This is a genomic window from Moraxella sp. CTOTU47618 (assembly GCF_032017425.1).
GTDB classification, from domain to species: Bacteria; Pseudomonadota; Gammaproteobacteria; order Pseudomonadales; family Moraxellaceae; genus Faucicola; species Faucicola tetraodonis.
The window spans coordinates 400,515-415,699 of the sequence record NZ_DALZPW010000001.1 but is presented as its reverse complement, the minus strand read 5'-3'; the positions used below and the strand labels follow the sequence as shown (position 1 = coordinate 415,699).

The 15,185-nt window shown below is 43.4% G+C and carries 10 protein-coding genes; 1 reads left to right on the top strand and 9 read right to left on the bottom strand.

The genetic code is table 11. From position 1 onward, the window contains the following. Positions 1 to 14: 14 nt before the first annotated feature. The 6 genes from RTS09_RS01840 to ppsR all read right to left on the bottom strand — a co-directional run bounded on the left by RTS09_RS01840 (position 15) and on the right by ppsR (position 6,253). Positions 15 to 638, bottom strand: a complete 624-nt coding sequence (locus tag RTS09_RS01840; RefSeq protein ID WP_312533721.1) for a MotA/TolQ/ExbB proton channel family protein — start codon at positions 636 to 638, stop codon at positions 15 to 17. A gap of 63 nt (positions 639 to 701) precedes the next feature. Beyond that, on the bottom strand, positions 702 to 1,853 hold the full coding sequence (locus tag RTS09_RS01835) for a ParB/RepB/Spo0J family partition protein (RefSeq protein ID WP_312533720.1): 1,152 nt from the start codon (positions 1,851 to 1,853) through the stop codon (positions 702 to 704). A 178-nt stretch (positions 1,854 to 2,031) separates the two neighbouring features. Continuing rightward, entirely contained in the window at positions 2,032 to 2,832 is an 801-nt protein-coding gene (locus RTS09_RS01830) for a ParA family protein (protein ID WP_312533718.1), read from the bottom strand. 101 nt (positions 2,833 to 2,933) lie between these two features. Next, positions 2,934 to 3,581, bottom strand: coding sequence for a 16S rRNA (guanine(527)-N(7))-methyltransferase RsmG (gene rsmG, locus RTS09_RS01825; RefSeq protein WP_312533716.1), 648 nt, complete (start codon positions 3,579 to 3,581; stop codon positions 2,934 to 2,936). Beyond that, the gene (gene sthA / locus RTS09_RS01820; protein WP_253852173.1) at positions 3,581 to 5,275 is read right to left on the bottom strand and encodes a Si-specific NAD(P)(+) transhydrogenase; all 1,695 of its coding nucleotides are present in this window, start codon (positions 5,273 to 5,275) and stop codon (positions 3,581 to 3,583) included. Before sthA ends, rsmG begins: the two co-directional genes overlap by 1 nt. 93 nt (positions 5,276 to 5,368) lie before the next feature. Further along, complete coding sequence (gene ppsR / locus RTS09_RS01815) at positions 5,369 to 6,253, bottom strand: posphoenolpyruvate synthetase regulatory kinase/phosphorylase PpsR (RefSeq protein WP_007116642.1); 885 nt, start codon at positions 6,251 to 6,253, stop codon at positions 5,369 to 5,371. 445 nt (positions 6,254 to 6,698) lie between these two features. Here ppsR and ppsA point away from each other — a divergent pair, with 445 nt between their 5' ends. Beyond that, the gene (ppsA, locus tag RTS09_RS01810; protein ID WP_309595911.1) at positions 6,699 to 9,065 is read left to right on the top strand and encodes a phosphoenolpyruvate synthase; all 2,367 of its coding nucleotides are present in this window, start codon (positions 6,699 to 6,701) and stop codon (positions 9,063 to 9,065) included. A 105-nt stretch (positions 9,066 to 9,170) separates the two neighbouring features. On the opposite strand, the gene RTS09_RS01805 is transcribed toward ppsA, so the two are convergent. The 3 genes from RTS09_RS01805 to RTS09_RS01795 all read right to left on the bottom strand — a co-directional run bounded on the left by RTS09_RS01805 (position 9,171) and on the right by RTS09_RS01795 (position 15,174). Further along, positions 9,171 to 11,303, bottom strand: a complete 2,133-nt coding sequence (locus RTS09_RS01805) for a 2-oxo acid dehydrogenase subunit E2 (protein WP_312533710.1) — start codon at positions 11,301 to 11,303, stop codon at positions 9,171 to 9,173. An 81-nt stretch (positions 11,304 to 11,384) separates the two neighbouring features. Next, positions 11,385 to 14,198: a pyruvate dehydrogenase (acetyl-transferring), homodimeric type gene (gene aceE / locus RTS09_RS01800; RefSeq protein ID WP_312533708.1), complete on the bottom strand. Its 2,814-nt coding sequence runs from the start codon at positions 14,196 to 14,198 to the stop codon at positions 11,385 to 11,387. 280 nt (positions 14,199 to 14,478) lie between these two features. After that, a complete protein-coding gene (locus tag RTS09_RS01795) occupies positions 14,479 to 15,174 on the bottom strand; it encodes a glutathione S-transferase (protein ID WP_312533705.1) in 696 nt (231 codons plus the stop codon). Between the last annotated feature and the right edge of the window lie 11 nt (positions 15,175 to 15,185).

The following is a 15,185-nucleotide window of genomic DNA, read 5'->3' as shown; positions in this document are numbered from 1 at the left end:
GCAGCTATACGCCATTAATGAGGCGTAATTAGACCATTGTCCAGTAATTCTTGCATCATCAAACCCGCTTCTTGTTCAAACGCCGCATTGATATCAATGATACGGCGCTGAAAAATACGGTACGCCATCACAGCAGGTATCGCAACCAGCATACCCCCCGCTGTGGTAATCAGCGCTTGTGATACGCCAGCTGCCAGCATGGTCGGATCTTGCATTGCACCTTCAGTAATGGCTAAGAAGGATGAAATAATCCCCAGTACGGTACCTAACAGACCCAACAATGGGGCGATAGCACCGATGGTACCCAGCATATTGATATGTTTTTCTAATTGGTGAATGGTGATACTGGCGCGGTTTTCCATATGCATGGTCATTGAATCAATCCCATGCTGGCGATTCATGAGTCCTGCAGCAAGGATATCACCCAAAGGCGAATTGAGTTTGACATTCTCAAGCGATTCTCGATCAATATCGCCCTGCTCAATCAAATGCTGCATCAATTGTTCACGCAGATGGGCGGGTGTCACTGTACTGACTTTAAGTTTTATCGCGCGCTCAATAATGATAATCAACATCAAAATCGAACATAGGACAATGGGCCACATCAACCAACCGCCTGCTTTAACTAATTCCCACATCGGTTATACTGCCTTTGCATGTCAATGACTAATAAATTGAGAAAACTAATCTAATGCGCAAGATTAATGCTCAAGTTGCGACTGGAACTGCACAATCAAAGCTTGTAATTCCTCTTCATTGTGAAAAAATATCTCAATACTCCCCTTTCCTTTTGAAGAGCCTTTGATTTTTACCACGGCACCGAGTTGTTCAGAGAGATGTTGGTTCAGTCGCAGCCTATCATAATCAATTTCTTGGCTTTGTGTCGGCGCTTTTGGATTTAAAATGTCTTTGACTAAGGCTTCAGTCTGACGAACGGTCAATTGACCCTGTATAATTTTTTTGGCAATAACAGGCTGCTGTTTGGGTGACAGCGCCAATAATGCCCTGGCATGCCCCATATCCATTTGCCCTTCATTTAACGCTTGTTTGACATCGTCATGTAATTGGTTCAAACGCAGCAAATTAGAAACCGTTGTTCTAGCCTTACCGACCACATCCGCAATTTGCGAATGACTCATGCCAAATTCATCATGAAAACGCTGCAATGCGGCAGCCTGTTCCATGACGCTCAAATCTTCCCGTTGGATATTTTCAATCAATGCCAAAGCGATGGCCAAGTCATCTGACATGGGGCGCATGATGGCGGGTATATGGGTTAAACCTGCAATTTGCGCCGCACGCCAGCGACGTTCACCCGCGATAATTTCATGGGTAATCGGGGAATTGGGCAATACTTTGGCTAAAGGTCGAATCACAATAGGCTGCATCACGCCATGCTGCTTGATAGACGTTGCCAGCTCTTGCAAGGCATCTTCGTCCAAATCAATGCGCGGCTGATACTTGCCACGCTGCAAATACGCGACATTGATATGCATCAAATTTAAGCCAGCCACATTACTATTATCATTGGCATCGTTATCTATAGATGCGTTATGGCTACTGGACTTTAGTGTTTTGGTGGGTTTTGGAGTGAATGGTTTGGTGGTTATCGCAGCTGTAGGCGATTTTTTGGCTACAGCTATAGTGTCGCGAGCTTCGGCTGATTCGGCATCTGAGACATTTTGCCCATCATCGGTTGATTTGGCATTTAGTTTTTCAGCACTTTTCGCGTCATCGACAGAGGCTCGAACACTCGCATCGATTAGATTACCGGTAATCAATTTTTCCGTTTTGATTGAGCCGAGTAACGCATCAAGTCCTCGATTTGATGCCAATCCACGCTTTTTAACCATGTCGAAATTCCCAATGCCATTAAATAGTTAAAAATGACTGATAAAAAATTAAACCAATGCCGCCATTTTTGAACTGGCTATTTTAGCAGATTCGCTATTGCTTGAAAAATAGTTTCATTGCTTTTGCCAGTGCGCACTCGCCATCAAGTTAACAAAAAAAGTGCCTAAACAGTTTAATTTAGGTAAGTTGGAATTGGCGACTTTGCTTGATAATTTCATTGGCAAGGCGAATATACGCTTGTGAGCCCTTTGAATTCATCTCATAATCAAGCGCAGGAATGCCGTGCGCCGGGGCTTCTGCTAGACGAATATTACGGGGAATAATGGTATTAAATAAAATCGGACCAAAATGCTCAATCAATTCCATAGAGACATCATTTGCCAAGGTATTGCGCGGGTCAAACATGGTTCTTAACACACCGCGGATATGCAGTTTTGGGTTTAGCGACTTCAAACGCTCAATGGTTTGCGATAAATCCGCCAATCCTTCCAATGCAAAATATTCACATTGCATCGGGATAATCACCCCTGATGTGGCACACATTGCATTGATGGTCAGTAAACTTAAACTCGGCGCGCAGTCAATCACGATAAAATCATAAGGTTTCGGCGCGCGGCCGTTTTTGGCAGGCATATCAGCGAGCTGCTGCATAGCTTTTGACAAAATTGCATGATTCTCAGGCTTTTGACTTAAATGCAAATCACTGCCTGACAATTCATTGTTGGCACCGACAATATCAAACCCATTCGGGGTTTTGACAATCGCTTCATGGATTGGCAAATCATCTAATAGCACATCAGCAATGCTGTACTCTAACTCGCGTTTATCCAGCCCTGATGCCGTAGTCGCATTGCCTTGGGCATCCAAATCAATCAGTAAAACTTTTTTGCGGCGATGTGCCAGCGCACTTGCCAAATTAACCGCGGTGGTGGTTTTGCCCACCCCACCTTTTTGATTAGCAATGGCTAAAATATCCATGAACTGTCTCGCAATGTGTTGATAAAAAGGTTGAAAATTGTAGTCAAAAACAGCCAGTCTTTCAAACCCTAATACCGGTAAAACTGGCTGAAATGAGGTGTTTATCTTTGCAAATAAATCAAATGGCGTGATTCATAGAGCTCTGGCACGGTTAACACTTGGGTGTTAATTTGCCACTCATGTTGAAGCGCTTGAATCTCGTCAACAGGTTCAACCCCCTTCATGGCACAAATGATACCATTGTCTGCCAATTTGCTTTGACTATGGGTGACAAAATCCACCAGCGACGCAAACGCCCTTGAGGTAATGACTTGATAAGTACCTGCATGTGCCTCAATACGACTGGCAACCGGTGTTAGATTTTTTAACCCCAATTCACTGGCGACTTGTTTGATAAAGCGAATTTTCTTTTGATTACTATCGAGCGCTGTCACTGCACGTTGTGGCTGACAAATGGCAACTATCACCGCTGGCAAACCCGCACCCGTCCCAATATCTAGCAAATTACCGGCTGGCAAAAATGGTACAATCGACAAACTATCAAAGATATGTTTGATTAACGCTTGTTGGTCATCTTTGATAGCGGTCAGATTATAGGCTTTATTCCAAAATAACAGCTGCTGTAGATAGTACAGTAGCTGTAATTGCTGCTCATCCGATAGTGGCAATTTTAACTCAGAAAGCGCTTGTTGCAACTGCGGTTGTAATTTTACGTACTGGGGTTGTAGCTTTACATTAATTTGCGCCATTAAAACACCCGATTAAGACCATTGAGTGCAGCAACGCGATAGGCTTCTGCCATCGTTGGGTAGTTAAAGGTAGTATTGACAAAGTATTCTAGCGTATTGCTGCCCTTACTTTCCATCACTGCTTGTCCGATATGAATAATCTCAGAGGCGTGATTGCCATAGCAATGGATACCTAAAACCTCTAAGGTTTCACGGTGGAACAGTATTTTTAACACCCCACTACGCTCACCGATGATTTGTGCGCGGGCAAGGTGTTTGAAGAAAGCTTGCCCCACTTCATACGGCACTTTTTCGGCGGTTAATTCCTGTTCATTTTTACCAATACTTGAAATTTCAGGAATGGTATAAATACCCGTTGGCACACTGCGAACAGGTTGTGCGTTTTCGTCGCCCACCATATAAGCAGCGGCGCAGCGTCCCTGGTCATAAGCTGCCGATGCAAGCGATGGCCAGCCAATCACATCCCCTGCTGCATAAATATTTGGGATATCGGTTTGGTAATGCTCATTGACTTTGAGTTGACCCCGGCTGTTTGCGGTGAGTCCGATGGCGGCAAGGTTGAGACTGTCGGTATTACCTGAGCGACCGTTTGACCATAAAATAGCATCTGATTTGATGCGTTTACCACTTTTTAGATATAAAATCACGCAGTCATCATAAGTTTCTAGCCGTTCGATTTCTTCTTTGTTGCGAATCAATACGCCAAATTGTCTAAAGTCATGCGACAATGCGTCAGAAATCTCATCATCCAGATAGCTAAGCAACTGCTCTTGGGTATTAATCAAATCTACTTTATAGCCAAGACCGGTAAAAATAGACGCATACTCACAGCCAATCACGCCCGCACCATAAATGATAATACGCTGTACCACATAATCCATTTGCAAGATTTTATCGGAATCAAACACACGAGGATGGCTAAAATCTAACAAATCAGGACGATAAGGACGGCTACCCACAGTAATAATGGCTTGTTCAAAGGTAATGTCCTGCTCGGTACCATCACTCATATCAACATGAATGGTATGGGTATCTTTAAAACTTGCCCAACCATTAATTAAGTCAATTTGGTTGCGCTCATAGAAACGAGTGTGGGTTTCTACCTGGTTACGTACCACTTCGCGCGCTTTGGTTAATACTTTATTGAGTGGGATTTGATGATAGTCAATCCCTTGGTTTAAGATAGGATCGCGGCGATTACCGATAATATTAAACACTGACTGACGCAATGCTTTACTTGGAATCGTGCCTACGTGCGTACAGTTGCCCCCCACTTGTTTGCGTGGATCAATCACGGCAACTTTTTGCCCAGATTTGGCGATTTTCATCGCTGCTGCTTCACCCGCGGGTCCTGCGCCAATCACGACAGCATCATAATCATAGGCATGGCTAACGGCATCTTGACGCTTGTAACGCTTTAAATTGATGCGGGTGTTATCTAGCGGGCTAATTAAATCAAAATGCACCGATGCATCATCAAAATGTTTTACCTTATCGTCGTCTTCACTGATACTGACGGTATTGGCTTTTTTATCAGAATCCGAAATTTCAGTTTTGGTTGGTTTTGCCAAAATTTCGGTAATATTTTCTTGGGGTTCAATAATTGACTGTGTGTTGGAATCACAGATGTTTTCGTTGTCATTGTTTGTAGGGGGAATTTGAGTAACTTTGTCATTAATCCGTTTTTTTGGCATATTAGCTCCCATATTTTAAGCCTTGATAATGAATAAAAAATTTTTAAATGAAATATAAAATACGATAAATTAACCGTATGTTAAGAAATTACATTAACCAATTCGACGTTTTAACCCCGTCATCTGTAAAATACGCGTCGCGATTTCTTCAATCGACATCGTGGATACATCAATATTTGGAATCCCTTGAGAAATATAAATACCTTGAATGGCGCGCAACTCCTGCTGACATTGCTGATAACTTGCATAGCGACTACCTGCACGGCGCTCGTTACGAATTTTTACCAGTCGATCGGTGTCAATCACCAAACCAAACAGTTTGTCACGGTAGGGCTTTAACGCTTTGGGCAACGAATTTTCATATAAATCATCTTCAGTCAACGGATAATTCGCCGCACGAATACCGAATTGCAACGCTAGGTATAAAGAGGTGGGCGTTTTGCCCGAACGTGACACCCCAATCAAAATAATATCTGCCGCATCATAATGGGTGGTACGCGCGCCATCATCATTATCTAAAGCAAAATGCACCGCATCAATACGTGATTTATAGTTCTCAGAATCGACATCCCCATGCGCATGACCGGTATGCGGTGCAGGTTGTACTTTGATTTCATCGGCAATTTTACTAATTAAGCCTTCATAAATATCCAAGTTAAAGGCATCTGCACCGTTGATTCGCTCACGAATCACAGGGTCAACGATTGTATCAAAGACTAGCGGCTTTACCCCATCACGTTGGTGGGCAAGATTGATTTGATTGACCGCTTCATCGGCGCGATCAAGGGTATCAACATAAGGAATAACCCGAGTCTCAAATGGTACCGTGGGAAATTGGCTTAAAATAGAACGACCTAGGGTTTCAGACGTAATCGCGGTACCATCGGAGATAAAAAACACACTTCGCAACGACTGCGAATTTGCAAAATTTAACGCGTCTTTATTTTGAATCGTGGCTTTGATTTGCTCAATGGTCATGAAAAATTATCCAAAAAAATGACAAGCAGCGTCCATACTAATTTAAATTAACACTGGTTTAAACTCATACTGATGGTCAACCTCACACATTAACTGCGTTTTTGGCAGTGAATGTCCTCTATTAATGTCGTTATCAGTGCCGACACTATCGTTTGTCTTACAGGTCGAGAGTTTGTTATTATACGTGACTTGTAGGCTTTAATCTAACAAATCGATGCTTAATTTGCCTTAATTAGCCATCAGTTATTGTCATTGAAGGCTTATCTACGTTTTTTTCACCTTAGACTCAACGACATCCAAGCAAAGTTTTAGTTGAATTGTTGATCGCTGACAGTTTTTCTAAAATTATAATTTTTTTGCTAGAAAATCATTTTTTAAGATGAATTTTCTACGAAATACCGTTATAATCTTTTCAAAATAATCTTTATTTCACGGAGTTATCACCTTGAACGCACAAGTTATCTCACTCGACAAGTTAGGCAAAAACGACATTGACAAAGTAGGCGGTAAAAACGCTTCATTAGGTGAAATGATTAGTCACCTAACAGATTTAGGGGTAAGCGTACCAGGTGGTTTTGCAACAACGTCTGAAGCTTTTAACAAATTCTTAATCGGTACAGGTCTTCAAGACAAAATCAAAGACGCGCTTCAAGGTCTGGATGTGGATGATGTGGCGGCTTTAACTGCCACGGGCAAAAAAATCCGCGACATGATTATTGAGCAAGAGTTGCCTAAAGATTTGGAACAAGAAATCCGTGATGCTTTTGCCGAGATGAGCCAAGGCGAGGACATCGCTGTTGCGGTTCGTTCATCAGCGACTGCCGAAGATTTACCAGACGCCTCATTTGCTGGTCAACAAGAAACTTTCCTCAATATCCGTGGTATTGACAATATCTTGATTGCTATTAAAGAAGTCTTTGCTTCTTTATACAATGACCGCGCCATCGCTTACCGCGTTCACAAAGGTTTTGAGCACGCAGGTGTTGCCTTATCAGCTGGCGTACAACGCATGGTACGTTCAGAGACAGGCACTTCAGGTGTGATGTTCACCATTGATACCGAAAGTGGTTTTAATGACGTGGTATTTATTACCGCAAGCTATGGCTTGGGTGAAATGGTCGTGCAAGGTGCGGTGAACCCTGACGAATTCTACATTTCAAAAGCCTTGTTAAATGCCGGCAAACCTGCGGTTATTCGCCGCAACCTCGGCAGCAAACAACAAAAAATGGTTTATGCGGACGAGCACTCAGCCGGCAAATCAGTCAAAATAGTCCCAGTAGACAAAGCGGAACGCAACCAATTTTCACTGAGCAATGAAGAGTTGGTTGAACTTGCCAAACAAGCATTAATCATCGAAAAACATTATGGTCATGCGATGGATATCGAATGGGCAAAAGATGGTGACAGTGGCAAATTATTCATTGTGCAAGCACGCCCAGAGACAGTAAAAAGCCGTGAAAGCCAAAATGTCATGGAGCGTTACATCCTTAAAGAAAAAGGCGATGTCATCTGTGAAGGTCGTTCAATTGGTCAACGTATCGGCGCAGGTACTGTACGCGTGGTCAACTCAATCCATGAAATGGATAAAGTACAAGAAGGTGACGTCCTTGTGTCTGATATGACTGACCCAGACTGGGAACCCGTCATGAAACGTGCCGCTGCTATCATCACTAACCGTGGTGGTCGTACCTGCCACGCGGCAATTATCGCGCGTGAATTGGGCGTCCCTGCCATCGTGGGTTGTGGTAACGCCACTGACCTATTGACCGATGGTCAAGCAGTCACTGTATCTTGTGCAGAAGGTGATACCGGTTATATTTACGAAGGTCAATTGGACTTTGAAATCCAAAACAACTCAATTGAGTCAATGCCAGACTTGGCATTTAAAATTATGATGAACGTCGGTAACCCTGACCGCGCATTTGGATTTGCCCAAATCCCTAATGAAGGGGTGGGTCTGGCGCGTTTAGAATTCATCATCAATCGTATGATTGGCGTGCATCCAAAAGCACTACTTAACATGAACACCCTACCACGCGAAATCGTACAAGCGATTCAAGAGCGCATGGCAGGTTATGCTTCACCGATTGATTTCTACGTTGATAAATTGGTTGAAGGTATTTCAACCCTAGCCGTCGCATTCAAAGATAAGAAAGTTATCGTACGTATGTCTGACTTTAAATCGAATGAATATGCAAACTTAATCGGCGGTAAACTATACGAGCCATCTGAAGAAAACCCCATGCTCGGTTTCCGTGGTGCCAGCCGTTACGTATCAGAAAACTTCCGTGACTGTTTTGAATTAGAATGTCGTGCATTAAAACGTGTTCGTGATGAAATGGGCTTAACCAACGTTGAGATTATGATTCCATTCGTACGTACCACAGAAGAAGCGCGTAAGGTACTAGAACTGCTTGAGAAAAATGGTCTTAAACGTGGTGAAAACGGTTTACGCGTCATCATGATGTGCGAGTTGCCAACCAATGCCTTATTGGCGGAAGAGTTTTTACAATACTTCGATGGTTTCTCAATCGGCTCAAACGATTTAACCCAGTTAACGCTTGGTCTTGACCGTGATTCGGGTATCGTATCTCAATCATTTGATGAACGTGACCCAGCGGTTAAAAAACTACTTAAAATGGCTATTGATGCCTGTAACGCACAAGGCAAGTATATCGGTATCTGCGGACAAGGTCCTTCTGACCATCCAGACCTAGCGATGTGGTTAATGGAACAAGGTATTACTTCTGTCTCACTGAACCCTGATTCGGTGTTAGATACTTGGTTCTTCTTAGCAAAAACCGAAAAATAAGCTTGTTGGCATTCATAAAGCCCTTAGTTTTGACTAAGGGCTTTTTTTGGTGTCAAAAAAAACCTAGCATGGATATAACACGCTAGGTTCTTTTGATGCTAAAAATTATAACAACACGCGGCGTGGATCTGCTAATAATTTTGCAATATATCGGGTAAATACCGCAGCGTCCGCACCATTGATCACACGGTGGTCATACGACAATGACAATGGTAGCATTAAGCGTGGCTCAAACTCGCCTTTAGTCTCATTCCAACGTGGCTGAATGCTAGATTCACTGACGCCTAAAATCGCAACTTGTGGCCAATTAACCAGCGGCGTAAAATAAGTACCACCAAGATTGCCTTGACTTGAAATCGTAAACGACGCTCCTGTTAACTCTTTGGCAGATAGTTTTTTATCACGCGCTTTTTTGGCAAGCTCACCGATTTCAATCGCTAGTTGCTTGATACCTTTTTGCTCTACACGTTGAATGACAGGGACAGTTAAACCATCCTCGGTTGCTACAGCAAATCCTAAATTCACGGATTTACGGATGATAATTTGGGTATTGTCATCGCTTAAATGGCTGTTAAATTTTGGGTGTTGCATGAGCGCATAAGCGGTCACTTTCATGATGAAAGCCAGAATAGTTAGACTCACGCCTTCTTTTTTCATCTCATCTTTTAGGTCACCACGCAATTTTTCAACATCGGTAATATCTGCCAAATCAAACTGGGTGACTTGTGGCAAATAGGTATTGTAATTAAGCTGCGGAATTGAGACTTTTTGTAGACGGGTCAAATCTTGGCGCTCAATTTCTCCCCAAATTTCCGTTTTACTCATATCGGGTAAATTAGGTAATCCTGAGCGAGCCGCTGAAGGCGCAGAGTCCTTGTTTGCAGCGGCTGGCGTGCTAACTGCTTTTATTGTATTTTTGACATAAGCAAACACATCTTCTTTGACAATACGCCCATTAGCGCCCGTGCCAGTCACCTCACTGACATCAACACCCAATTGGCGCGTAAGTTTGCGCACCGCAGGACCTGCATAAACTGCGGCATTTTTGGCATTGATTTGCGATTCAGACAGTTTTGACTGTGAATTTGACTGGCTAGCTGTTGTGGTTGACTGGCTAGCTGTTGTGGTAGCGCTATTAGTTGAAGTTGACGCGGTATTTTGCGTTTTAGCGACTTCTTGCTGAGTAGTATGGGTGGTCGCTTGCGGCTGTGATGCTGAACTTGACGCTGATTGCACTGACCCCGCCGCTTCAATCACAACAAAGTCTTGACCATTGGTGACGGTATCGCCAGGGTTAACCAGTAATTCAACCACTTTACCTGCGACTGGCGAGGGGACTTCCACCGAGGCTTTATCGGATTCTACCAACAACAAGGGTTGTTCTGCTGTGACCTCATCGCCTACTTTCACCATCCATTCACTAATCTGTGCCGATTCTACCCCTAAATCGGGCAAACCAAAGGTTTGTTTACCAGCGGGGGTGGATGATTGAGGGGTAGATACCGTTTGAGCGGGTGGCTCATTTTGATTTGTCGCTGAATTGGCTTGACTAGCGGCTTGTTCTGATGGGTCACTAGCTAATGGCTGTTGCGTAGCTGATTGGGAGGCTATCACGATAAAATCTTGACCATTGGCGACCGTATCCCCTGCATTGACTAAGAATTTGACAATTTTTCCACTGACAGGTGCCGGTACTTCGACCGATGCTTTATCGGATTCGACCAATACCAGCGGTTGTTCAGCAGTGACAGTATCACCTTCTTTGACCAACCACTCACTAATTTCTGCGCTATCCACACCCAAATCTGGCAATGTATAGGTTGCTTCAGCTGATGTAGATGTGGGCTGTGATTGGTTTGACGCAGCCATAGACGGCGCTTGCGATGAAGTCGCATTAGCCTCTTTAGTCTCTTTAGCCTCTTTAATTTCTCCAGCTTCGTTAGATTGGGCTGCTTGTTGGTCTGTCTGTTGCGCAGATTGCTCTACGGGTGTAGTGTTGGATTGGCTATTGTCTACACTATCGATGGTGAGAATCACATCACCTTCTTTGACCTTATCGCCGATTTGGATACTAATCGCTGTGATAGTCCCTGCTGATGTCGCAGGTACTTCCACAGAGGCTTTGTCAGATTCTAATAAGACAATGTTATCGTCCACATTGATGACATCGCCGACTTTGACCATAATTTCGCTGACTTCGGCGCTATCAACGCCTAAGTCGGGAACTTTGATTTCCATGGGTTTATCCTTAAATTTTTATTTTTACTAAGTGGGCAATCAGCCGCTAATACGTGGCTGATTACCTACTATTGATTTCTATTATTCAGGTTTGTCGTTAAGAATTGGCGCATCGGCTTTATCTTCTGCTTTGCCGTCTGCTGAAATCGCTTCATCATCCTCTTCAACCAAGGTTGGTACAGGTTTTGGATTCGCGCCTAAAATCGCTGGTGCATCTGGGGATTGGTCGATTTGTACTTGAGGATGCCAAGCCGGTGAAGCATCGGCATCAATACCTAGGCTACTAATCGCATCTTTGACCAAACGCGCATCAACTTCACCTTCATCTGCCAATAGTTTAAGTGTTGCCACCACAATGTGGGCGGCATCTACTTTAAAGTAACTACGTAATTGGCGGCGACTATCCGAACGACCAAAACCATCGGTACCTAAGGTGGCATACGGACGACTGTCTGGTAGATAGGCGCGGATTTGTTCAGAGAAAATGCGCATGTAGTCGGTGGCGGCGACTACGATACCTTCATGCTGTGCAAGTTGTTCAGTAACCCAAGGTGTACGCTGTTCATCTAATGGGTGCAGACGATTGTACTCATCACATGCCATGCCTTCACGAGTGAGTTCATTAAAGCTTGTGACACTCCACACGTTGGCATTGATGTTAAATTCTTCAGCTAGAATTTGTGCGGCTTTTTCAACCTCACGTAAAATCACGCCTGAACCTAGCAATTGCACTTGTTTTGAACCATTATCTTTGAGCAAGTACATGCCTTTTTTGATGCCTTCTTCTACCCCTGTTGGCATGGCTGGTTGCTCGTAGTTTTCATTCATTAAGGTGATATAATAGAAAACCCGTTCGCCTTCACCATACATACGGCGCAGACCATCTTGTATCACAACCGCTAACTCATAACCATAACATGGGTCATAAGTGACACAGTTTGGCACCGTGTTAAATAAAATCAACTGATGACCATCTTGGTGCTGTAAGCCTTCGCCATTGAGTGTGGTACGACCTGCGGTACCGCCAAGCAAGAAGCCTTGCGCCTGCATATCGCCTGCAGCCCAAACTAAATCACCGACGCGTTGGAAACCAAACATCGAATAATAGATATAAAATGGAATCATCGGTAACGCATTGGTTGAATAACTGGTCGCTAAGGCAATCCAAGCACTCATCGCACCCGCTTCATTAATGCCTTCTTCAAGCATGTGACCGTCTTTGGCTTCTTTATAACCCATCAAAGCTTCATGATCTTCAGGGGTATAATTTTGACCCGATGCCGAGTAGATACCCAATTGGCGGAACATACCTTCAAGACCAAAAGTACGGGCTTCATCAGGAACAATTGGCACCACACGCTCTTGCAGCGCTTTATTTTTTAGCAGTGCCGCTAGCAAGCGTACAAATACCATGGTAGTAGACTGTTCTTTGCCTGCACTACCTTGTAGTAATTTATCAAAAATCTCTAACCCTGGGACATCGAGTGGAATATGACCACTACGGCGATTGGGCAAATGTCCGCCCAGTGCTTGACGGCGACCTTTCAGATATTGGATTTCAGCAGAATTTTCATCAGGACGATAAAACGGCAATTCTTCAAGCTGCGTATCAGTAAATGGCAAATCAAAACGATCACGGAAGTATTTTAATGAGTCAATTTCGAGTTTTTTGATTTGGTGGGTTTTGTTGACCGCTTGGCTTTGGTTAGATAAGCCATAACCTTTGACGGTTTTAACCAAAATCACTGTGGGCTGACCTTTGGCTTTCATGGCTTCACTAAATGCGGCATACACCTTCATCGGGTCGTGACCACCACGGTCTAAATTTTGGATTTCTTGGTCGGTCCAATCTTTGACCATCTCGGCAAGTTCTGGGTATTTACCAAAAAAATAGTCACGGACAAATTTACCATCACGCGCTTTATAGACTTGGTATTCCCCATCGAGGGTCTCAAGCATACGGTGTTTGAGCGCGCCCGTATGGTCTTTGTCTAGTAGCGTATCCCATTTACCGCCCCAGATGACTTTAATCACCCGCCAGCCTGCACCGCGAAACACAGATTCAAGCTCTTGGATGATTTTACCGTTACCACGTACAGGGCCATCTAGACGCTGTAAGTTACAGTTAATCACCCAAATCAGATTTTCTAAATTCTCGCGACCGGCTAGTGAGATAGCACCTAAGCTTTCTGGCTCATCGGTTTCACCATCGCCCAAGAATGCCCAAATCTTGCGACCTTCTTTTGGAATCAAGCCACGATTTTCAAGATATTGGTGCACATGCGCATGATAAATTGACATGATTGGGCCTAAACCCATAGACACGGTTGGGAACTGCCAATAGTCAGGCATCAAATAAGGGTGTGGGTAGCTAGATAGCCCCTTGCCCCCTACTTCACGGCGAAAATTCGTTAGCTGCTCTTCAGTCAATCGACCTTCTAAAAATGAGCGAGCATACATCCCTGGCGAACCGTGACCTTGATAATAAATCATATCACCGCCAAAGCTTTCACTCGCTGCGCGCCAAAAATGGTTAAAACCTGTTTCGTATAACGTTGCGCTAGAGGCAAAGGTCGCTAAGTGACCACCTAAGTCGTCGTCATTTTTGTTGGCACGCATCACCATCGCCACCGCATTGTAACGAATGATAGCGCGAATTTTACGCTCTAGGGTTAAATCACCGGGATACGAGGGCTGATCTTCTACCGGAATAGTATTGATGTAAGCGGTATCAAGGCGGTTAACGCGTAACCCTTCTTGTACCGCCTTATCATAGATGGCTTTTAGTAAAAAAGTAGCACGTTTTTTTCCCACTGACTTGATCACCGAATCAAAGGCGTCAAGCCATTCTTGGGTTTCTTGACTATCAGGGTCTTTAAAATACTGATATTGCATTTTTCGTTCCTTCTGGCAATGGCATCCATCCATGGAAATAACCTAGAATGGAGCTAGGTTGTAAACGACTCAAAGTATTCAACTATTAGACACAAAACATTGTTATAAATAGCGATAGCAATATTTTACATGAAAAAAATATTTATGTATTTTCGCTAATTTTTGATAGGTATTTAGTTATGAAATAAAGGTAAAAAAAACAACTGTTTTTTCTGACCGTATAGTAAATTTATCGACAAAGTAAAGCGATAAAATCGTTAAATCGCTTGACAGTCAACCATCAACACTTATCAACTGCTTTTTGATAAGCTGGACGAGCTTGGCATTTTTTTAACCAATTGTGAATGTTGGCGTATTTTGCCTCTAAACTATGGGTTTCTTGCATGGCGTTTATGCCAAATTCAAGCTGTATATCAGCGCCGCTAAATTGGTTGCCAGCAAGCCATTCATTGCTACCCAAATGCTTATCTAACATTTTTAGCTGTTCAGTTAATGAAGGATTCAGATAAGATTTGTCTATCCCCGATTTGAGTAATTTTGCCACTTGTTTGATACCTATCGGTGATTTTTTTATCATGGTAGCAAATATTAGTCGGATAATAAGCAAGGGCATCAACGAGCTTTCGGTAAAATGCAGCCAATATCGATACTGCTCATACGCTTCACTGCCATAATCTGGGCGAAATTTTTTATTCAGCACCAGTTGTGAGATTGGCTGTGCATCTTGCTGGTTGCTTAACTTATCATAGTTATCAATCAAATACTCAATGATATTGGCAGATTCAATCAGCGTTTTTCCATTATCTTGCAGGATAGGTGCCTTACCCATCGGGTGAATTTTTTGCAAAGACTTGGGTGCCAAACCATGATGGCGTTCGTACTTGGTCAACTGATACGGCAGCTCTAATTCCTCTAATAGCCAAAGAATACGAAACGAACGTGATTTTTCAAGGTGATGTAGATGCAGTTTTGACATGGGTATACTCG